General features: G+C 70.2%; 18 protein-coding genes. 7 read left to right on the plus strand and 11 right to left on the minus strand.

From position 1 onward, the window contains the following. The 5 genes from VFI59_13350 to VFI59_13370 all read right to left on the minus strand — a co-directional run. The coding region (locus VFI59_13350; GenBank protein ID HET6714681.1) for an ATP-binding cassette domain-containing protein at positions 1-222 on the minus strand (222 nt) is incomplete at its 3' end. A gap of 71 nt (positions 223-293) precedes the next feature. Next, the gene (locus VFI59_13355) at positions 294-893 is read right to left on the minus strand and encodes an NAD(P)H-binding protein (GenBank protein HET6714682.1); all 600 of its coding nucleotides are present in this window, start codon (positions 891-893) and stop codon (positions 294-296) included. Then, a complete protein-coding gene (gene lon, locus VFI59_13360) occupies positions 890-3262 on the minus strand; it encodes an endopeptidase La (protein HET6714683.1) in 2373 nt (790 codons plus the stop codon). Before lon ends, VFI59_13355 begins: the two co-directional genes overlap by 4 nt. Before the next feature lie 97 nt (positions 3263-3359). Continuing rightward, positions 3360-4289, minus strand: a complete 930-nt coding sequence (locus tag VFI59_13365) for a hypothetical protein (protein HET6714684.1) — start codon at positions 4287-4289, stop codon at positions 3360-3362. Continuing rightward, positions 4286-6352, minus strand: a complete 2067-nt coding sequence (locus VFI59_13370; protein ID HET6714685.1) for a PEP/pyruvate-binding domain-containing protein — start codon at positions 6350-6352, stop codon at positions 4286-4288. The genes VFI59_13365 and VFI59_13370 overlap by 4 nt, the downstream gene beginning before the upstream one ends. A 129-nt stretch (positions 6353-6481) precedes the next feature. Here VFI59_13370 and VFI59_13375 point away from each other — a divergent pair, with 129 nt between their 5' ends. Then, positions 6482-7474, plus strand: a complete 993-nt coding sequence (locus tag VFI59_13375) for a metallophosphoesterase (GenBank protein HET6714686.1) — start codon at positions 6482-6484, stop codon at positions 7472-7474. On the opposite strand, the gene VFI59_13380 is transcribed toward VFI59_13375, so the two are convergent. From VFI59_13380 to VFI59_13395, 4 genes are read right to left on the minus strand one after another with little or no spacing between them, the layout of a single operon-like run. Further along, positions 7471-8877, minus strand: coding sequence for an MBL fold metallo-hydrolase (locus VFI59_13380; protein ID HET6714687.1), 1407 nt, complete (start codon positions 8875-8877; stop codon positions 7471-7473). The two genes, VFI59_13375 and VFI59_13380, sit on opposite strands and share 4 nt — an antisense overlap. Further along, positions 8877-9215: a rhodanese-like domain-containing protein gene (locus VFI59_13385; protein ID HET6714688.1), complete on the minus strand. Its 339-nt coding sequence runs from the start codon at positions 9213-9215 to the stop codon at positions 8877-8879. The genes VFI59_13380 and VFI59_13385 overlap by 1 nt, the downstream gene beginning before the upstream one ends. 13 nt (positions 9216-9228) lie before the next feature. Further along, entirely contained in the window at positions 9229-10014 is a 786-nt protein-coding gene (locus tag VFI59_13390; protein HET6714689.1) for a sulfite exporter TauE/SafE family protein, read from the minus strand. 6 nt (positions 10015-10020) lie between these two features. Then, positions 10021-10290: a metal-sensitive transcriptional regulator gene (locus VFI59_13395; protein HET6714690.1), complete on the minus strand. Its 270-nt coding sequence runs from the start codon at positions 10288-10290 to the stop codon at positions 10021-10023. A gap of 290 nt (positions 10291-10580) precedes the next feature. Here VFI59_13395 and VFI59_13400 point away from each other — a divergent pair, with 290 nt between their 5' ends. The 3 genes from VFI59_13400 to VFI59_13410 all read left to right on the plus strand — a co-directional run bounded on the left by VFI59_13400 (position 10581) and on the right by VFI59_13410 (position 14107). Continuing rightward, a complete protein-coding gene (locus VFI59_13400) occupies positions 10581-11603 on the plus strand; it encodes an ATP-binding cassette domain-containing protein (protein HET6714691.1) in 1023 nt (340 codons plus the stop codon). Then, complete coding sequence (locus VFI59_13405; GenBank protein HET6714692.1) at positions 11600-12463, plus strand: ABC transporter permease; 864 nt, start codon at positions 11600-11602, stop codon at positions 12461-12463. The genes VFI59_13400 and VFI59_13405 overlap by 4 nt, the downstream gene beginning before the upstream one ends. Before the next feature lie 66 nt (positions 12464-12529). After that, the gene (locus VFI59_13410; protein ID HET6714693.1) at positions 12530-14107 is read left to right on the plus strand and encodes an MFS transporter; all 1578 of its coding nucleotides are present in this window, start codon (positions 12530-12532) and stop codon (positions 14105-14107) included. On the opposite strand, the gene VFI59_13415 is transcribed toward VFI59_13410, so the two are convergent. Beyond that, on the minus strand, positions 14104-15129 hold the full coding sequence (locus VFI59_13415) for a sulfotransferase (protein ID HET6714694.1): 1026 nt from the start codon (positions 15127-15129) through the stop codon (positions 14104-14106). The genes VFI59_13410 and VFI59_13415 overlap by 4 nt on opposite strands. Before the next feature lie 97 nt (positions 15130-15226). Here VFI59_13415 and VFI59_13420 point away from each other — a divergent pair, with 97 nt between their 5' ends. From VFI59_13420 to VFI59_13430, 3 genes are all read left to right on the plus strand, one after another. Further along, a complete protein-coding gene (locus VFI59_13420; protein HET6714695.1) occupies positions 15227-16429 on the plus strand; it encodes a hypothetical protein in 1203 nt (400 codons plus the stop codon). A 297-nt stretch (positions 16430-16726) separates the two neighbouring features. Further along, a complete protein-coding gene (locus VFI59_13425; GenBank protein ID HET6714696.1) occupies positions 16727-17938 on the plus strand; it encodes a hypothetical protein in 1212 nt (403 codons plus the stop codon). A 61-nt stretch (positions 17939-17999) separates the two neighbouring features. Continuing rightward, positions 18000-19073 (plus strand): hypothetical protein, encoded by a 1074-nt coding sequence (locus VFI59_13430; protein ID HET6714697.1) that lies wholly within the window; start codon positions 18000-18002, stop codon positions 19071-19073. Here VFI59_13430 and VFI59_13435 read toward each other — a convergent pair. Next, the gene (locus VFI59_13435) at positions 19057-20910 is read right to left on the minus strand and encodes an MFS transporter (protein ID HET6714698.1); all 1854 of its coding nucleotides are present in this window, start codon (positions 20908-20910) and stop codon (positions 19057-19059) included. The two genes, VFI59_13430 and VFI59_13435, sit on opposite strands and share 17 nt — an antisense overlap. Positions 20911-20924: the final 14 nt, after the last annotated feature.

Here is a 20924-nt window from a genome sequence, read left to right on the forward strand (position 1 = left end):
GCCGAAGCGGCGCCGCACCCGTGCGTCGACCGGCTCGTCCCGCCACCGAACGCTGCCGGCATCGGGGGTGAGGACCCCCAGGGCGATGCGCATCGCGGTGGTCTTGCCGGCACCGTTCGGACCCACGAACCCGACGATGCGTCCCTCGGGGACGGTGAACGAGACATCGTCGAGCGCCACGAGGTCGCCGAACGTGCGGCGCAGACCCGTCAGCTCGAGCATGCGGACATCATCGGCACGGGCACGCACGCCAGCTTAGGGACGCAGCCCGTGAACGTCGGGATGCCGCCGGGTCAGTCGGTGTCCGACACGTCGACGATGTGGCGGATCCAGTCCGCGCGGGCAACGGCGTCGAGCAGGGCCGACGCGAAGTTCCCGCGGGCGATCGATCCCCCTGGGGCCCTGGCATCCACGACGACTTCGTAGGAGCTCACCGGGGGCGTCTCCGTGAGCAGCGGGGTCGACACCACGGTCCACTCCAGATCGCTCGCCCCGAGCGTGGCCAACGCCTCGCGGTGCTCCAGGGAAACGGCGGCGTACGGTCCTTCGAGCTCGTCATCGTCGAGGACCCGCGAGTTCGCCGAGATCACAAGGCGGCGCAGCTCTGCCCGGCGCATCGAGCGGACGAGGCTGCCGATCGCCTCGGAGTACACCGATCCGGGGGCGGGACCGTTCGGCCCCATGGCAGAGATCGCCGCCTCGACGTCGCGGAGCGCCGAGGCCACGGCGGCCTCGTTCCGCGCGTCGCCGGTGACCACCCGGTCCACAGGGCCGAGCGAGCCCCCGGCGGGGGTGGAACGGGCGAACGCGGTCACGGAGTGACCGCGTTCGAGCGCCCGTGCCACGAGGAGGCGACCGGTCCGACCGGTCGCCCCGAACACCGCGAGCTTCACGCGGCGGACACTCCCGCTTCCTCGGGCGCCGCCTCACGGCGCAACGCCACCGCGAGCACCCGGTCGATGCTCTCCGCGACGTGGAACGTCATCAGCTCCCGCACTGCTTCGGGCACGTCGTCGAGGTCGCCCTCGTTGCGCTTCGGCACGATCACCTCGGTGAGTCCGGCACGGTGGGCCGCCAGCACCTTCTGCTTCAGCCCGCCGATCGGGAGCACCCGTCCCTGCAGGGTGACCTCGCCGGTCATGCCGACCTCGGCGCGCACCGGGGTGTCGGTGAGCAGCGACACCAACGCGGTGGTCATCGTGACGCCTGCGCTCGGACCGTCCTTGGGGACGGCGCCGGCGGGCACGTGCACGTGGAAGCGCCCACGCAGGCGCTCCGGCGCGATGCCGAGCCCCTCGGCGTGCGATCGCACGTAGCTGAGCGCGATCTGCGCCGACTCTTTCATCACGTCGCCGAGCTGGCCGGTGAGGGTCAAGCCGTCCGGCGCGTCACCATCGGCCTCACGCGATGCCTCGATGAACAGCACGTCGCCGCCGACCCCGGTGACCGCGAGACCCGTCGCGACGCCCGGAACCGCCGTGCGCTCGGCCGCTTCGAAGAAGAACTTCTGACGGCCGAGGTACTCCCGCACATCGGCGGCGTCGATCGTGATCGGCGCCCTGGCGTCACCCGCCGCGATCCTCGTCGCGATCTTCCGAAGCGCCTTGCCGAGCTCGCGCTCGAGGTTGCGTACGCCGGCTTCCCGCGTGTAGTCGCCCACGATCGTGCGCAGGGCGTCGTCGGTGAAGACGACCTCGTCCTCGCGCAGGCCGTTGCGCTCGCGTTGACGGCCGACGAGGTGGTGCTTCGCGATCGCGACCTTCTCGTCCTCGGTGTAGCCGTCGATGCGGATCACCTCCATGCGGTCGAACAGCGGGCCGGGGATCGTCTCCGCCACGTTGGCCGTCGTGATGAACAGCACCTCCGACAGGTCGAGATCGACGTCGAGGTAGTGGTCGCGGAACGTGTGGTTCTGCGCCGGGTCGAGCACCTCGAGCAGCGCGCTCGACGGGTCGCCGCGCCAGTCGGCGCCGACCTTGTCGATCTCGTCGAGCATCATCACCGGGTTCTTCGAACCCGCGTCCTTCAGCGCCCGGACGATGCGGCCCGGCAACGCGCCGACGTACGTGCGCCGGTGCCCCCTGATCTCGGCCTCGTCGTGGATGCCGCCGAGCGAGACCCTCACGAACTCACGTCCGAGAGCGCGCGCGACGGACTCGCCGAGCGAGGTCTTGCCGACGCCGGGAGGCCCCACCAACGTGAGGATCGCCCCGGAGCCGCGCCCGGTCGCCTCGCCGAGTCCGCGATCGGCACGCAGCTTCCGCACGGCCAGGTACTCGAGGATCCGATCCTTCACGTCCTCGAGGCCCTCATGGTCGGCGTCGAGCACCACACGCGCCTCGACGATCTCCAAGTTGTCGTCGGTGCGCACGCTCCAGGGCACATCGATGAGCCAGTCGAGGTAGGTGCGGATCCAGCCGTACTCGGGCGACTGCTCGCTGGTGCGCTCGAGGCGCCCGAGCTCTTTCTCGGCCTGCGCTCGCACATCGTCCGGCATCCCGGCCTCGTCGATCTTCGCGCGGTAGTCCTCGACGACGTCCTCCTCGCCGTCCTCACCCAGCTCCTTACGGATCGCGCTCATCTGCTCGCGCAGCAGGAACTCGCGCTGGCGCCTCTCCATGCCCTCGCTCACGTCGGAGCGGATCTTGTCCTTCAGCTCGATCTCGGCGAGCGTGTCCTTGGCCCACCCGGTGACGAGCTCGAGCCGCGCCTCGACGTCGACCGTCTCGAGCACCTCGACCTTGCGCTCGAAGCTCAGGTCGGGCGAGTAGCCGCTCGTGTCGGCGATCTGGCCGGGGTCGTCGATGCCTCGTAGGAACTCCGCCACCTGCGGCACGCCGCGCGCCTCGACGATGTTCTGGATCACGGCCCGGTACTCACGGGCGAGCTCGCGAGCGCGGGGGGTGGGCTCGGGTTCCTCGACAGGCTCGGCCTGCACCCACACCGCCTCGCCGGTGCCGGGCACGCCGACCCCGACGACGGCGCGCGACAGCCCTCGGATCACGAGCGCCTCGACGCCACCTCTCGTCTGGCCGAGCTCCTCGATCTTGGCGACCGTGCCCACGCGGGCGTAACGACCGTCGACCCTGGGCACCAGCAACAACAGTGCGTCGTCGGTCGAGGCCGCGGCCTCGGATGCCGCGTGCGCCTCGCCGGTCTCGAGGGTGAGCGTCACGACCATGCCGGGCAGCACGACCCCGGTGGTCAGGGGAAGGAGCGGTAGGACGTGCTGGTCGATCTCTGGGGTGTCGATATCGGGCATCTCGTGTCTCCGTCGGTTCGCGAGGAAGCGGCCGGAGCCGCCTTGCAGGTGCAAGAACGACCGGCGTCCGGAGGCTATTCCCGAGATGTAATCCGAATTACCCGACGGTCCCGCGCGAGGCGGAGCCCTCCTCCGCCTCGGGTTCGAGCCGTTCCGCCTCCACCCGAACCCGATCGAGCGTCACGTCGTTCAGGCATCCGAGGAAACGGCGCTCGTCGTTGCTCCCGGGGCTCGGGCTGACACGCATGACGACTGTCTCCCCGTTCCCGGTGATCCTGATCTCGCTCGCCTCGTCGATGAGTGCCCGGCACGACGACGTGAGCGTCTCGGTCGCCGCGACCGGATCGCCATCGTCGCGGAACTCCACCGTCAGCAGGTAGGTGGAGGCGCTCCCGGGCACCGCGGGCGCGTCCGCTCGATACTCGGTCAGCGCGGCAAGACCGAGCACCGACGCGCCGAGCACGACGAGCGCCGTGAGGACGACCACTGCCGTCTTCATGCGATCGGATCGTTGGGGCACGGTCGCGGACGAGGGCTCGCGGAGCGTGGCGGCCGGTCCCGGCGCTCCGGCGAGGCCGCCGACGAACGCGAGCCGGCGCTCGGTGTCGCGGCCGCTCGTCCAGGTTCCCGAGAGCGCGGCGACCCGCTCCACCACGTAGGCGATCGCCGACAGGATGACGCCGATGCCCAGTAGCACCGGCACGAAGACGCCGAGCCCGTCCGGTTCGAGCCACGCGAAGGGATGATCCCGTGCCGCGGTCTCGTCATCCTCGGACGGCCGGCCCGCGGCGACGCCGGTGGGCAGGCCGCCGTCGAGGTCGTCGATGCGGTGCTCGAGACGATCGAGCCGCTGCATCAGCGCGCCGGTCGCCAGTGCGATCTCAGCCGCGACGAAGAAGAGCCCGGAGATCAGCGCTCGGTTCCACTCCCACCGGTAGAGGTAGACCAGCAGGTAGACGCCCGACGTCGCGAGCACGACCAGGCCGAGCAGCCGAGCCGCGAGCGAGACGAGGCGACGGAGCGTCATGTCGACGCCCCCTCGTCCGCGACGGCGACCTCGCCCGTGAGGCCGTCCACGACGACTCGACTGCCGACGGGGAAACGCTCGATCGCGCCGGGAACGGCGACCACCGTGGGCACGTGGAGCTCCCTCGCGAGGATCGCGAGGTGGGACAGGGTGCTGCCCGTCTCGGAGACGAGACCGGCGAGCCCCGGCAGCCGTGGCGCCAGCGACGGCGCCAGCACGTCGACCACGAGCACGTCGCCCGGCTCCGCACGGTCGATGTGGCGGACCACACCGGCCCCGCGCCCGCCGCCCGCGGCGACGCCGGCGGCGTCCGACCGTCCATCGAGCTCGGGCACGACCGATCCATCCACCGCGAGCCGGAACGACGCGGGCAGCGGTGGGCCGGGTTCGGCCCCCGCTCGAACGTCGAGGTCGGCTGGCGCGGGTCCCCCGCGCACCATCTCCGCGAGCTCCTGCCGGGAGAGGGAGCGCACGTCGCCGGCCGACGGCAGTCGGCCCGCCCGCTCGAGGCGGGTGGCGAGGGTCCAGGTGGCGCGCGCCGCCAGCTCGTCGACCCATCGAGCCCGGAGCCGCAGCGCCTCGCGGGGACCGAGCGACGATACGCTCCCCTCGCTGCACGGCGGCGACGTCGATGTCCTCGCTGCCGTGGCCGGGAGCGGCGTCACCTCGCCGATGGCCGGAGGTACGACGGCGAGCGTCGAGGGCGTCCGAGCGACGATCTCCTCGTCCCTCATCCCCGCCGCTCGTCCTGCAGCGATCGCGTCGATCGCGAGCGCGCTCGCGCCCGGCCCGTGTTCCGAGGCGGGCACGAGCATCCCCGCCAACACCTGGTGACCGTGGAGGCCGCACAGCCGTTCCACCGCCTCGTCGAGCAGCGCGAGCAGAGCGCCGTCGTCGAGGGAACTGAGCGCGGGGAGGGAGGCGAGCCACTCGTCGATCCACCGCAGCAGGTCGCGGGTCACCTGTGGCATCGCGAGCCGCAGGCGCCCCGTGTGCCAGGCGGCCCCCAGCCGCCGGGCCCCGCGGCGAGGATCGACCGCCCGCCACACCGTGTGACGACGGGGCGCGACGCCGAGGAGCTCGAGATCGGCCGCTACGCGACCGCCCACCGTGAGGGCGACCGGCGACACAGCGATCCGTGAGGGCGACACCACGCCGACCGCGCGGAGGGCGCCGACGATACCGTCGCGCAGCGGCTCCAGGAACAGCTCCTGCTCGAGCGGCGAGAGGGGCTCCGGGAACGTCTCCGCGATCGGACCGGGGCCGAGCACCGGACCGCGGGCCGCGGCCTGCCCGATCGCGGTCACCGGGCGGCTCTGCAGGAGCCAGAGACGGCTCGCCGCATCGACCGCCCATTCGATGTCCTGCGGGAACCCGAAGACACGCTCGGCCCTCCGTGTGAGTGCTGCGATCCGGATCAGGTCGCGGCGCGTCAGGCGCTCGGCGCCTCGGCCCTTCCCCGAAGGGCGCAGGCGGAGGCCGGATCGCCGGACGGCGACATGGGTCGCCGTCTCCACCCCGTCCACGAGCCGCTTGGGCGATCCCGCGACGCACTCGACCACGAAACGACCTCGGTCGCCCGTCACCGGGTCGACCCCGAAGACGACTCCCCCCCTGACGGCATCCAGCATCGGTTGCACGAGCACGGCCATCGGCGCCTCGATGCCGCACCCGTCCGAGGCCGAGGCCCGCACAAGGTCCACGGCATCGAGGAACGCCGACCACCCCGTCACCCCGCCCACGGAGCGGAAACGGCCCGCCATCGACGAGCGTTCGGCGTCCTCGACGGTCGACGACGACCGCACGATCAGCGGCCGGCCCCCCGCGCCCAACCGCTCCCACGCACGTTCGACGTCGAGGCGGTCGCGCTCGAGGTCTGCCCACGTCGCCACGACGTACCCGGGCAGCACCGGGAATCCGGCCGACGTCGCTCGGGCGAGGGAGGCGGCCTTGGCTCCCGCGAACATCGCATCGCGCGCCCGAGGGTCGCCGAGCTCGACCACGGCGGCCCTGCCCGTCGCGCGTTCCAGTTCGCTCTCGGCACGCATCGCGTTGTTGCCCACGGTCGTCCCCTACGCCTCCATCGTCGCGGGCCTGATCCTCGGTGGGTCGTGCTGCGCGACCCGACACCGAAGGGTCGTTCGGCGTGATCCGCTGCGCGGCAGCGGCGCACGATAGAGATGGAGGGCGCGATGCACGCCAGTACGAGCGCATCCGATGCGGCGCTGCGAGGATCGACCGCGCGGCCGTCACGTCGTCCCTGGTGGGTATGGGTGCTCGTGGTCATGTTCTCGCTGACCGCCGCGGTCGGGCTGTACTACCGCCGGCAGATCGCTGCGCTACTCACCCACCGCAAAGGCCCGCCCTCGACCAGCGTGGTCGTGGCCCCCTTCCCGCCCGGGGAGCGGCCCGATGTTCGGATCGCTGCGGTGGGCGACGTCGGCGAGGGCGAGGAGGAAGAGTGGCGGACCGCGTACTCGATGACGATGTTGGAACGCGGGAACCCCGGATACGATGCGCTCCTGCTGCTGGGCGACAACGTCTACCCGAGCGGCGACCCCGAGCGCCTGCCGTACACCGTCTTCCAGCCGTTCGGCATCCTGCTCGACCGAGGCGTGCCGCTCTACGCGATCCTCGGCAACCACGACGTCGCCGGCGGATGGGGCGACGAGCAGATGTCCGACCTCGGCATGCCGGGACGGTGGTGGACCGACGTGATCGGCGACGTCCGGCTGGTCGGGCTCGACGCCGACTCGCTCGGCGATCCCGCGCAGACGGCGTTCCTCGAGCGGACCCTCCGCGAGGCGGCCGAACCCTGGAAGATCGTGGCGATCCACGAGTCGCCGTACTCGGCCGGCTACCAGGGTTCAAACCTCGAGGTGCGTCGACGATACGCGCCGATCTTCGCTCGCTTCGGCGCGCAACTCGTGCTGTCGGGCCACGACCACGACTACCAGCGCAGCCGGCCGATCGACGGCGTGACCTACATCGTCACAGGAGCAGGCGGGCTCACGAGGGGGACCGGCGAGGAGTGGTTCACCGAGGTCTCGTGGGCAGTGCTGCATTTCCTCGACGTCAACGTCTTCGAGGACCACATGCTCGTGCGTGCGATCGACCAGGACGGCATGGCGTTCGACGAGGTGGAGATCCCTCTCGACGTGAGGATCCCCCTCAGCCCGTCCTAAGCGCTCACCGGGTCGGAGATCTCCGGCAGGCTCGCCGCCCGCCACGCCGTCATGCCGCCGACGACCGTGGTCGCCTCGCGCCCGTGGGCAACCAGCAGGCTCGCCGCCACCGACGAGCGGAATCCGCTGCCGCAGATCACCGCCACCGGCCGTTCCCGTGCGACCTCGTCGAGGCGCTCGGGAAGCTCGCCGGCCGTGAGGAACGTCGCCCCCTCGGCGTGACCCTCTCGCCACTCCCCGGGCTGGCGCACGTCGAGCAGGTCGATCTCGCCTCGCACGACGTGGTCGTGGGCCTCGCGCACCGAGAGCTGGTCGAGGGTCACGATCTGCTGGCCCGACGTGCGCCAGTCGGCCATGCCCCCGCCGAGCCATCCGACGGGCGGGGCGTACCCCGTACGCAACAGTTGCCAGGTCGCCTCCCAGAGGTCGTCCGCCCGGTCGAGCACCAGCACCACCTCGGCGCCCTCGGGGACCACGGTGCCGGCCCACGTCGAGAACGAGCTGCCGAGGGCGACGTTCAGCGCGCCAGGCACGTGCCCGCCGGCGAACGATTCCGGCTGGCGCGCGTCGAGAACGACCGCGCCCCCCGCGTGCAGCTTCGCGACCTGCTCGACGTCGAGGGCCGGCGGCTCCGCCAGCGTGCCCAGCAGGGCCGGACCTGCCATGTTCTGGCCCCGCATGCGCTTCCAGTACGGGGGGACGGCGGGCAGGTCGTGCAGGTCCATGCACTCGCGCACGAACACGTCCTCGCTCGTCAGCCGACGCAGCATCGGATTCGTTCGTCGCTCGTAGCCGATCGTGGTCGACAGCCGCGCGCCGATGTTGCCGCCGCACAGGGAGCCGGCCACATGCGTCGGGAACACCTCGACGTGGTCGGGCAGCTCGAGGATCTTGGTCTGCAGCATCTCGCACATCGCAGCCGCGCTCTCCCGCGTCTGCGCCGCTCCCCCGAGGAGGTCGGGCCTGGCCACGTCGCCGACCAGCAGCGCGCCGCCCGACAGCAGCACGGCCGGATCCTCGCCGACGGCACGGTCGTGCACGAGCAGGCTCACGTGCTCGGGGGTGTGCCCCGGGGTGTGCAGCACCTGGAACGCGACCTCGCCCATCTCGACGAACTCCCCGTCACGGATGGGGCGATGCTCGTACCCGTACTCGCCGAGCGCCGACGCCAGCACCGTGATACCGGGCGCCCGCGCGACCACCTCGGAGATACCCGACAGGTAGTCGTTGTGGCCGTGCGTGTCGATCGCGTACGCGATGCGGAACCCGTGCTCGCGCGCGGCCTCGAAGTAGTCGCGGACGTCACGCTGCGGGTCGAGCACGAGGGCATCGCCCGTCGACTCGTCGCCGACCAGGTACGACGCGTGTCCGAGGCTCTCGAGGTGGAACTGCTGCAGGAACATCAGACGACCCTCCCTGGGCGGCCGGTCTCGGTCGCGATCGGCAGCCCGTGGCGCTCCCACGCGACCATACCGCCGGAGACGTTGATCGCGTCCACCCCGTGCTTGCGCAGGAATCGCGTGGCCGCAGCGCTGCGGTTCCCGCTGCGGCAGATCACCGCGACGGGCCGACCGCGATCGATCTCGCCGATCCTCGCCGGGAGGCTCGCCAGCGGCAGGTGCGTCGCGCCCGACACATGTCCTTCCTGCCACTCGTGGTGGTCGCGCACGTCGAGCACGGTCATCTCGTCCGTCTGGTCGTGCACCGCCACAGGTGCCACCTCGTGTCGTCCGAACATCATGTTCCTCCGTTCCTCAGGTCGTCATCACGTCGACGAGCGTCAGCCCACCGACCAGCATCACGAACACGGCGAACGCCCGCCCCAGCGCCCCCGAGCTCAGCCGGGACGCGAGGCACTGGCCGCCGAGCGCGCCGAGCAGCCCGCCGGCGGCGAACGCCAGCGCCACCGGCACGTCGATCGGGCCGAGACCGAGGTGTGCCACGAGGCCCGCGGACGCGTTCACCGCGATCACCACGAGCGACGTGCCGATCGCCACGGGCGTCGGCAGGTCGAGCACGAGGGCCATGACCGGCACCGCGAGGAACCCGCCCCCGACACCGAACAGGCCGGTCATCACGCCCAGGCCGAGCCCGGCCACGATCACCTTCGGCGCCGTGTGGGCCGTCACCCGGTCGACCGCGCGGGTCACTGCGCCCGGTGTCGGGTCAGGCTCCGGCCGGCCGGACCGGCGCCACATGCCGATCGAGGCCACGACCATCACGACGGCGAGCCCACCCAGCACGAGGCCCTCGTCGAGGCGATGGTTCACCCACGCGCCGACGAACGAACCCACGATGCCGGCCGCTGCGAAGACGGCCGCCGTGCGGAACCACACGGTGCCGGCTCGCACGTGGGCGGCGGCCGCGCCCGCCGCCGTGAGGCCGACGACCAGCAGCGACGTGGGGATCGCCTGGCGCACGGGCATGCCCAGGCCGTAGACGAGCGCGGGCACCGCCAGGATCGATCCCCCGCCGCCGAGGGCTCCCAGGGCGCCGCCGATCGCGAGGCCGAACAGCGCGGCCAAGGCCAGGTCGTCCATCGGTGCTCAGGCGAGTTGCAGGAACAGCCGTTGCAGCTCCTCGGGGTCGTACCCCTCGGCCGCGGCCGCCTCTTCGTCGCGAAGGCATGCGGTGAGGTTCGCCACGAGGTAGCGCGCCCCCGCTCGCTCGAGCGCGCGTGTCGCGGCGGCGAACTGCCGCACCACGTCGCGGCAGTCCCGGCCTTCCTCGATCATCGTCCCGAGGCCGTCGACCTGACCCTGCACCCGGTGCAGGCGGTTCACGACCTCGCGAAGTTCGGTGACATCGACGTTCATCGGCGGCTCCTTCCCACGTCCACGTGGTCATGCAACCATATACCCCCAGGGGTATATTCCCGACAGCCCGCGGGTACCATGGCCACTCCGAGGCACAGTCGCTCGCGAAGCCGGCCGATCACCTGCCGATGAGTTCCGGGTTGGATGTTCGTCCTACGTGGGGAGGACCACCGAGGAGGAGCGATGGGCGACGACGCGGCCGGACCACACGCAACGCAGGGCAAGGGATCCAAAGCCGTTGACGGAACCGGCGACTCGTTCGTCGCCCTTCATCGGTAAGGTTGAGGGTCATGTCCTCTCCCATCATCAGGACCGAACAGCTCGTCAAGCACTTCGGTGAGGTCCAGGCTCTCAAGGGAGTCGATCTCGAGGTCGAGAAGGGGACCGTGCTTGGCATGCTCGGCCCCAACGGGGCGGGCAAGACGACCGCGGTACGCATCCTGGCGACCCTGCTCGCGCCCACGAGCGGCCGGGCCGAGGTCGACGGGCTCGACGTCGTGCGCGACGCCGAGGAGCTCCGGTTCCGCATCGGCCTTGCCGGGCAGAGTGCGGCGGTCGACGAGAACCTCACGGGACTCGAGAACCTCGAGCTGGTCGGGCGCCTCTATCACCTGCCCAAGACCGAGGCGCGGCGACGGGCCGGCGAGGTCCTCGAGCGCTTCGGGCTGACCGAGGCCGCCGGTCGGCCCTCGAAGACCTACTCGGGCGGCATGCGCCGGCGCCTCGACCTGGCGGCGAGCCTCGTGGGGCGACCCGAGATCCTGTTCCTCGACGAGCCCACGACCGGGCTCGACCCACGCAGCCGGATCGACGTGTGGGACTTCGTGCGCGAGCTCCAGGCTGAGGGCACGACGCTGCTGCTCACGACGCAGTACCTCGACGAAGCCGACCGTCTCGCCGACCGCATCGCGGTGATCGACTTGGGAACGGTGATCGCCGAGGGCACGAGCGACGAGCTGAAGGATCGCATCGGCGGGGAGGTGCTCGAGCTCCACGTCGAGGACGGCGTCAACATCACCCGCGTCGCCGAGACCCTGACCGGCGTCGGCGCCGGACCGCCATCGGTCGACGACGATGCGGGACTCGTGCGCATCCCGGTCGGCAACGACGGGTTCGACGCGCTCCGCGACAGCGTGCGTCGACTTGACGAGAACAAGATCTGGGTCGCCGACATCGCCCTGCACCGACCGACGCTCGACGATGTGTTCCTGTCGCTCACGGGCCGGACGACTGAGGACGGTGCGGAACCCGACGGCGAGCCGGCGAGTCGCGGTCGCGGGAAGCGCCGCCGAGCCTCGGAGGAGAACGTATGAGCGCGATCGTGCAGACCCCGATCGACCGACGGGCTCCGTCGAGTCTCGGCGGGCGCGTGGCCCTCGCGTTCGCCGACGGTCTGCTGGTGGCGAGGCGGAACCTGGTCACGCTGACGCGCGTGCCGACCGTCTTCATCTTCGAGCTCGTGCAGCCGATCATGTTCGTGTTGCTGTTCCGCTACATCTACGCGAACCAGTTCGCGACCTTGCCCCCCGGCTTCGAGTACGTGCAGTTCCTGATGCCGGGCATCTTCGTGCAGAACGCGATCTTCGGCGCGACCACCACCGCCGTGGGCCTGGCCGAGGACCTCAAGACCGGCATCATCGACCGATTCCGATCTCTCCCGATGGCTCGGTCGGCGGTGTTGGCGGGCCGCACCACGTCCGACCTCTTGAAGAACCTGCTGCTGGTCGTGCTCGTCATCGGCATCGGGTATCTGGTGGGCTTCCGCTTCGAGAACGGGCCGGTGCAGGCGCTCGGTGTCGTGCTGCTGGTGCTCGCCGTCGGATTCACGTTCTCCTGGATATTCGCCTGCATCGGCCTCGCGTTGAAGAAGGTCGAAGCGGTGCAGGCTGCCTCGTTCACGGTGATCTTCCCGATCGTCTTCGTGAGCGCGGCCTTCGTGCCGGTTGCCGGCATGTCGAGCTGGCTGCAGCCGATCGCCCGTGCCAACCCGGTCACGGTTTGGTGCAACCTCGCCCGCTACCTGTCGAACGGCGACATCGGGATCATCGACATCGAGACGGGTCTTCCCGTCGACACGTTCGAGGCGTTGGTGCTCAAGTCCGTGGTCTGGATCGTGGCGTTGCTCGTGATCTTCGTGCCGCTCGCGATCCGGCTCTACCGCCGCCTCGACTGAGCATCGGAACATCGCCGGCAACGGCGGCGTTGCGAGGCTGAGCAACCCATTCGAAGAAGGAGTGCCGTGGGTCTGTTCGGTTTCTCAGGTGACGACGCGCGCGAGAAGGTCATCGTGCTGCTCACGATGTGCTTCGCCCTCGCCATGGTGATGATCGACAACACCGTCGTGAACGTGGCGCTGCCCACGCTCAACCAGGAGCTCGGCGCGAGCATCAGTGACCTGCAGTGGATCGTCGACGGGTACGTGCTCGCATTCGCCTCGTTCCTGTTGACCGGCGGCATCCTCGGCGACCGATACGGGCGCAAGCGGATGTTCCTGCTCGGCCTCGCGATCTTCACCCTGTCCTCGCTCGCGTGCGGGCTCGCTTCGACGAGCATGCAGCTGATCGGCGCGCGAGCCGTGCAGGGCGTCGGCGCCGCCATGCTGATGCCCGGCACCCTGTCGATCCTCACCGTGACGTTCCCTCCGAAGGAGCGGGCCAAGGCGATCGGGTTGTGGGCGGGGGTCTCGGGCCTGGCCCTCGCCCTCGGCCCCACCCTCGGCGGTTACATGGTCGAGCACCTCGGTTGGGAATCGGTGTTCTTCCTCAACGTGCCGATCGGCGTCGTCGCGTACGCGGTGGCGATGCGCACCGTGCGCGAGTCGCGCTCCGACGAGGCGCGGAGCCTCGACGTCGTTGGGCTCGCGATCGGCACCGGCGCGCTCTTCGCGATCACGTTCGCCCTGATCGAGGCGAACCAGCGAGGCTGGGCCGACCCCCTGATCGTTGCGGGCCTCGTGGCCGGCGCGGCCCTCGGGGTGGCGTTCCTGGTGTGGGAGGGGCACAACCCCCACGCGATGATGCCGCTCGCCTTCTTCCGCATCCCGGCATTCACGGCCGGCAACGTCGTGGCGTTCTCGGTCTCGCTCGGCATGTTCGCCACGTTCTTCTTCCTGAGCCTGTTCATGCAGAACCCGTTCCTCCGCGGCTACACCGCGTTCGAGACCGGGCTGCGGTTCCTGCCGATGACGTTGATGATCGTCGTGACGGCTCCGAACGCAGGACGCTACGCCTCGAAACACGGGTCGAGGGCGCCGATGACCTACGGGCTGCTTCTGGCGGGCGGCGGGCTGATCGCGCTCTCGCGCCTCACGCCCGACACGCCGTACTGGGTCATGGGCGTGCTCTTCGCGATCATGGGCCACGGCATGGGCTCCACGATGGCGCCCATGACGGCCGCGGTGATGAACTCGGTGGGGCCGCAGCGCGCGGGGCTCGGCTCGGCGATGACGAACACGAGTCGCGAGGTCGGCGGCGTGTTCGGCATCGCGCTGCTCGGCACGATCCTGTTCACTCGGCTCGAGGCGGTCCTGGCGCCGAGCATCGCGGGGCTCGGACTCTCACCGGCGCAGCAGGAGACGATCACGGCCGCCGCCGGCCACGGCCAACTCGATGTCGGCGCGCTCGGGCTCACCCCCGACCAGGCGGCGGCGGTCGGCCGGGCGTTCGGTGAGGCGTTCCTGAGCGGGTTCCGGCTCGCGCTCGTCGTGGCGGGGTTCGCGCTGCTCGCGGCGGCGCTGGTGGCCAACCGCTTCATCCCCGGCCGCGACGCCGAGGTCGTGCGGGCTCCGGGCGAGCTCCCGGTCGCCGCCGAGGCCTAGCGTTGGGTCGAGGGCAGGTGCCCGTAGTGACGGAGCAGCGGCCAGGTCAGCCCCGTGACGACTCGCCGTGACGTGGGTGGAAGGTTCCGACGCCAGGCATCGTCTTCCCTGATCACGATCGGGCCGGACTGCAGGCGCATACGGTTGCCCGCGACGAGATGGCCTGGCGACAGGCTCGCCTCACGGCCGTGCAGGAAGGCCACGTCGTCGATCGACTCACCCATGAACGCGGCCATCTGCTTGAGCGCCACGGCCGGATCGTGGACGAACGTCTCGTAGCGGATCCTCATCATCGGGACCCGCCGCACGAGGGAGAGAACCTCCGAGGACAGGTTGAACCAGGTCCACCTGACCGCGCTCTTCGCCGGTCCGCGTTGGCCGCGATACGGCTGTTCCGCGAGCGACCCCTGTCGCGGCACGACCTTGGCGTTGGAGTTGGCCACCCCGCGGCTATCGCGAACGAGGTGAACGAAGCGCACGTCGAATTCGGGGATCAAGCCGCTGAGCATGAACACGTGGGCCGGGATCTTCATGCCATCCACGATGATCCGGTCGGGGTTCACCTCATGGATGCCGCGGTACAACGTCGACATCAGCTCCTGGTAGGCGACGAGGCGATCCCGGTACGCGGGCCAGAGCCCAGGGGCAAGCAGGAACGGCAGGGCGAAGGGGTGCTGCAGTCGGCTCTCCTTGAGGACCAGGGAGTCGCGCAGCCGAACGATGTCGGCGGCATCCAGGCGGTCCCAGCCGCCGTAGGCGACACGGCCGATCTCGGTCCAGAACGGACACGCATCGAAGACGGCGCCGCAGCTGCACTCGACGTGTTCGATCAGCCCCTTGTCCCAGAGCCGACCGACCTCGCCGATCGCCAGGAACCCTGGGAGTTCACCGAGCATCCTCGACACCAGGGTCGCGCCGTTCTGGCCGGTTCCCGCGATCGCGAGGATCTTGATCGGCGGGGCCCGCCCGCCGGCTGACACCGACCGAGCCTGCTCCAGCCCGACCCGCTCGGCCGCGTCCATCTGCGCCCCTCCCCCGTCGTCCACGCTCGCCGGGGTTGACTCTCGGGTCACATCCCCTCTTGTATCCGAAGCATAGTGGCACGAGGAGGCGGTTCCGGTGACGATCACAGCTCGACGGAGACGGGTGACCCGGTTCGGAGTCTGCGCGATCGTGTCGTCGATCGCGATCGTGGGAGCGACCGTCGCTCCCGCCATCGCCCTTCCGGGGGAGCAACCCGCAGACACGTGGATGGTGAACGGCCCGGTGTGGTCGCTCGGCACCAGGCGCGGGGTCCTCTGGATCGTCGGCCGCTTCGATCAGTTCCGCTCCGCTGCGAGCGGCGGCAAGATCGTCGACGTGCACAACGTCGCCGCCGTCGACATCGACACCGGGCTTCCGGTCGACGGCTTGCACCTGCCGAGCGTCACCGGCGGCACCAACCCGATCGTGTACGACCTCAGCTTCGGTGGACGGCGCCTCTTCATCGGTGGGAAGTTCACGAGCGTCGACGGCAAGGCCAGGAAGAACATCGCGGCGCTGGATCCTGCCACGGGTGAGCTCCTGCCGTTCACGGCGAACGCCCCGGGACTGCGGACGGTGCTGGGGGCGCCCGACGGCAGCGTGTACGCGGGCGGCAGGACCGATCTGCGTCACTACACGGCATCGGGCGCGCTCGACGGCGCCTTCACACTGCAGGTTCCCGACACGAACAGCGTGAACGGGCCGACGATCCGCGACTTGACCTTCGCGCCCAACGGCGACGTGCTGACGTCCGGTGCGTTCGACACGCTCAACGGGGCGAACCAGCGTGTCGCTGCGAAGCTGGACCCGGTCACGGGACAGCGGCGCTCGTGGTCGCTCGGCGGATTCCTCGGCGACAAGGCAGTCGGCGTCGACATGTACGTCGACGGGGGCCTGGATGCCCTGTTCCTCGCGGTGGGAGGATCCGACTACGCGGCCCGCTACCGGCTGTCCAACGGCGCCCTGATCTGGAAGACCGACACGTCCGGCGCTGCGCAGGCGGTCGCGGGCTTCGGCGACGGCTCCGTCGTCTTCGGAGGGCACTATAAGGCGGTCGGCGCGAAGCCGGGCATCGCCTGCGGGAGCAACAAACACCCGACCGGGAACTGCACCAGGCGGCTGCGGCTCGCCGCCTTCGACGTCGACGACGGGTTCCTCGTCGGCGACTGGGCTCCCGACATCGAGCCATTGTACTTCGGCATCCGTGCGGTCCTCGTGAACGAACGTGCGCTCCATCTCGGTGGCGAGTTCAGGACGATCGAGGGAACACCGCAGACCTACTACGGCATGCTCGTCTGACCGAGCCGCTGAACAGGGTCCGCCGCTGGCTGTGGGAGCATCCCGTGTGGAGATGGCGCTACCCAGCATCGTCGAGACCAGGGTGGCGCCGTTCTGACCGATGCCCGCTATCGCGAGGATCCGGATCGGCCGCACCGTCTCGTCAGCAGACGCCGATCGTGCGCTCCGAGTCGACCCGCTCGGCCCACTCCATCTACATCCCTATCCATCCCTATCGTGACTTTGACGCTCCCCGGGGTTGACTCCTGGGTCCACTTCCCGGTTGTATCGGATGACTACCCTCAGAGGAGGCGGCCCGTGACGAGCAGTAATCTTCGGCGGGCACTCAGGATGCGGGTCGCGGCATGCGCCATCGTGTCGTCGGTGGCGATCATGGCTGCGACCGTCACTCCCGCCGTGGCCCTTCCCGGGGAGCAACCCGCAGACACATGGATGGTCAACGGCCCCGTCTGGTCGCTCGAGTCGGCCGACGGCGTGCTCTGGATCGTCGGTCGTTTCACTCAGTTCCGCTCCGATGCCAGCGGCGGCACGGTCGTGAACGTGAACAACGTCGCCGCGGTCGACATCGACACCGGTCTTCCGGTCGCCGGACTCCACCTGCCGAAGGTGACCGGAGGAACGTCTCCGATCGTGTATGACGTGAGCTTCGGCGGTGGACGGCTCTTCATCGGCGGGAAGTTCACGAGCGTCGACGGCAGCGCGCGGAAGAACATCGCGGCGTTGAACCCGAACACCGGACAGCTCCTCTCGGCCTTCACGGCGAACGCTCCGGGGCTGCGGACGGTCCTCGCGGCACCCGACGGCAGTGTCTACGCCGGTGGCCGGACCGACCTGCGTCACTACACGGCCTCGGGGGCCCTCGACGGCGCGTTCACACGCCAGGTCCCCGACACCACTAAGAGCTCCAACGGACCAACGATCCGCGACCTCGCCTTCGTCCCCGACGGCGACGTGTTCACGTCGGGAGCGTTCGACACGCTGAACGGCGCGAACCAGCGAGTGGTGGCGAAGCTGGACCCGGTCACGGGACAGCGGCGCTCGTGGTCGCTCGGCGGCTTCCTCGGCGACAAGGCGGTCGGGGTGGACATGTACGTCGACCCAGGCCTGGACGCCCTGTTCCTGGCGGTGGGGGGATCCGACTACGCGGCCCGCTATCGGCTGTCCAACGGCGCCCTGATCTGGAAGACCGACACGTCCGGCGCTGCGCAGGCGGTCGCGGGCTTCGGTGACGGTTCGGTGGTCTTCGGAGGGCACTATAAGGCGGTCGGCGCGAAGCCCGGCATCGCGTGCGGCAGCAACAAGAACCCGACAGGCAAGTGCACGAAGCGGCTCCGCCTCGCCGCCTTCGATGTGTCCAACGGGTTCCTGGTGACTGATTGGGCGCCCGACATCGAGCCCCTCTACTTCGGGGTCCGCGCGGTCTTCGTCCACGACGGCCGCCTGCATCTCGGCGGCGAGTTCAAGACGATCGACGGCACATCTCAGACCTACTACGGCATGCTCGACTGACCCGGAGGGAACCCAGCCGCCCGCGCTTCGGGGTCCGGCACCGCTGTGGGAGCATCTGCCCGTGGGACTCGCGCTGCGCATCCTGTCTGTCGGCGCCGGGGTGGCACTGGTCGCGGCGGCCGTGGTCTCGGCGGTGAAGACCGTGGTGATCCCCCGCCAGGCCGCCTCGATCATCACGCGCACCGTCTTCACGGTGCTGCGCCGCGTCTACCACGTAGCGACCCCCGCCTCGATGTCCTTCGAGCGGCGCGATCGCGTGCTCGCGACGTACGCGCCCCTCGGCATGCTCGGGCTGCTGGTCGCGTGGATCGGTCTGACGTTCCTCGGCTACGCGGCGATCTTCTGGGGACTCGACGGCGCCACCAGCTCCACGGTGGCGCTCGAGCTGAGCGGCTCCTCGCTGTTCACGCTCGGCTTCCTGCGACCGGGCGAGTTCTGGCTGATGATGGTCTCGTTCACCGAGGCCGCGATCGGCCTGTTCCTGCTGGCGCTGCTGATCACCTATCTGCCGAGCATCAACGGCGCGTTCTCGCGACGGGAACGGGGCGTCACGGCGCTCGCCGTGCGGGCGGGCGAGCCGCCGTCGGGTGTCGAGATGGTCCTGCGCTTCTGGCGGCTCGAGCGCATGTCTGAGCTGCACGAGGTCTGGGTCGAGTGGGAACGCTGGTTCGTCGACGTCGAGGAGACGCATACCTCGTTCTCGGCGCTGGTCTTCTTCCGTTCGCCGCAGACCGATCACTCGTGGGTCACGGCCGCGGGCGCGGTGCTGGACGGCGCCGCGCTCACGATCTCGAGCATCGATGTGCCGCACGACGTGCAGGCCGACATCTGCATCCGCGCCGGCTACCTGTCGCTGCGCCGCATCGCGGAAGGGTTCGGCATGCCGTTCGAACGACAACCCACCCCCGAGGACCCGATCTCGATCACCCGGCAGGAGTGGGGAGACGCGATCGACGACCTCGCGGCGGCGGGCGTCGCGGTCAAAGCCGATCGCGACCAGGCGTGGCGCGACTTCGCCGGATGGCGCGTGAACTACGACACCGTGCTGCTCGAGCTGGCGGAGCTCACCGACGCGCCCTACGCGATGTGGTCCTCGGACCGTGGGGTACTGCGAGGGGCTAGGCGCCAGGCTTGAACACCATGTCGAGCACGACCAGCGCCAGCACGGCGTAGTCGAGGCGCGAGACGACGATCAGCCGATCGCGCATCGCGGTCACGCCCGGATCGTCGAACCCCTCGTCCTGCGCGAGCTTCGCGAGCTTCCCGCCGGTCGGCCCGAGGTAGAGCGAGCCCGTGAGGGCCGTCGCCACGATGCCCACCAGCGCGAGCGCGATCCACAGCTCGAAGGAGTACGGGCCGTACCAGACCATGGCGATGCCGGCGAGCAGCACGACGATCGACATCGGCATGAAGAGGCGCTGGCCGATGTGCTCGGCGTCCTTCCCGAGCTGCAGGAACCCCTCGTTGTCGTTCGCCCGCTTGAATTGGGCGATCTTCACCTGGAAGAAGAACGCTCCTCCCACCCAGATGATCGCCGCGAAGACGTGCACGAAGGCGATCGCCTCGTACAGGGTCGTGTTGTACGCGAGCAGTTCCATCGCCGAGCATCCCTCCCGTGTCGGTCCGGCGCCGCGCACGATACCCGTGGGGCGAGGTCGAGGGAAGCGCGTCAGGGGCTCGGATCCCGAGCGTCGTAGCGACAGAAGCCGGGTGCGAACCCACCGCAGCATCCCCACGCCGACGATCGTGAGCAGCCCGCCCGACACGATCGAGAAGGGCACGCTCGTGAGCGAGGCGACCGCACCCGACTCGACGTTGCCGAGCGACGGGCCCGTCGCCCAGACGGCCATGTCGATGCCGTCGAGCCGACCGCGCAGCCGGTCTTCGACCGCCGTCTGCAGGATCGTGGAGCGGTAGATGCCGCTCACCATGTCGCCGGCCCCGGCGACGGCGAGCATCGCGAGCGAGAGCCACAGCACGTCGGACAGGCCGAAGACGACGATCGCCGCGCCCCAGACCGTGATCGCGAGCAGGATCGCCCGCCCCTGGCGGTGCACGTGCTTCGCGCGCCCCGAGAACAGGGTCGCGAGGAACGCCCCGGCCGCCGGCGCGGCGTACAGCAGGCCGAGCGCCAGCTCCGCGCTCATCCCGTCACCGCCGAGCCGGTCGGCAACCGCCGGGAACAGCGCGATCGGAAACCCGAACACCATCGCGTTCAGGTCGGCCAGGAACACCGACTGCAGCGTGCGCTTGCCCCGCAGGAACCGGAAGCCGTCCTTGATCGCCTCCCAGCTCACGTCGATCTCCTCGTCGCTCGGGGGCGACGGGTGCATGCGCGCGATCTGCACGATCACGGCGACGAACGTCGCCGCGTCGAAGACGAACGCGCCAGCGGGCTCGATCGTGGCGAGCAGCACGCCGGCAGCGACGGGTCCGAGCATCGAGTCGAGCGTGCCGAACCCGGCTTCCAGCGCGTTGGCCGATGGCAGGAGTCCGGGCTCGAGCAGCCGCGCCGGCCACGTCGACAGGGCGGGTCGGTTGAACGTGTACAGGCCCGCCGAGACGAACGCGAACACGTACAGCGGCCACAGCAGGGGCTCGTCGAGCAGCGCGTTCACGGCCATCAGGGCGGACATCACGGCGAGGATCGCGTGGGTCGCGATCGTGAGCCGCCGCCGCTCGAGCGCGTCGGCGAAGGCGCCGCCGACGATCGGGAAGACGAAGACCGGCACGAGCTCCACGAGCCCGAGCAGCCCCACGGCGAGCGTCGACCCCGTGAGGTCGTAGACCTGGAACGGGATCACGACCGCGACGATCTCGTCGCCGAAGTCCGAGACCGACCGCCCGACGAACAGGTGCCGGAAGTCCCGTGAGACGCGCAGCGGCGTGACGTCGACCAGGTGCCCACGAGCCCGCGCGAGGACGCCCTTGGGCTGCGGGTCGTGCGGGGGCGATCCCAGATGGTCGGCCACGATGGCCGACCACC

The sequence above is a fragment of the Actinomycetota bacterium genome (genome assembly GCA_035697485.1).
Taxonomy (GTDB): domain Bacteria; phylum Actinomycetota; class UBA4738; order UBA4738; family HRBIN12; genus JAOUEA01.